The following is a 244-nucleotide window of genomic DNA, read 5'->3' as shown; positions in this document are numbered from 1 at the left end:
GATTAAAAAAGATGCGATCAATCAAGCCTTATTAAAGGAACTGCAAAAAGGAGCAACATGATCATGATTGATTTTCAACCAATTGTGACAAAACATTTGTTAGATGCTCCGGCCATTCAATCAATGACGAGTGGAAGAGTTTTCGCAGGAGACTTCCCACTTGAATTTAAAGCGGAATTCCCACATATCCTGGTTGCTGAAATGGACAATGTAGATGTCGAATACACCGACAACAAGGCAACAC

At 39.8% G+C, this 244-nt stretch carries 1 protein-coding gene; it reads left to right on the top strand.

Going from position 1 to position 244, the window contains the following annotated elements; genetic code table 11:
- Positions 1-57: 57 nt before the first annotated feature.
- On the top strand, positions 58-244 hold a 187-nt coding region (locus SB816_RS34305), incomplete at its 3' end, for a hypothetical protein (RefSeq protein ID WP_410548537.1).

The organism is Achromobacter sp. SIMBA_011 (genome assembly GCF_046535435.1).
In the GTDB taxonomy this organism is placed as follows: domain Bacteria; phylum Pseudomonadota; class Gammaproteobacteria; order Burkholderiales; family Burkholderiaceae_B; genus Achromobacter; species Achromobacter dolens.
Note: the sequence above shows the minus strand (reverse complement) of the source record. Positions and strands in the feature narration are given on the sequence as shown.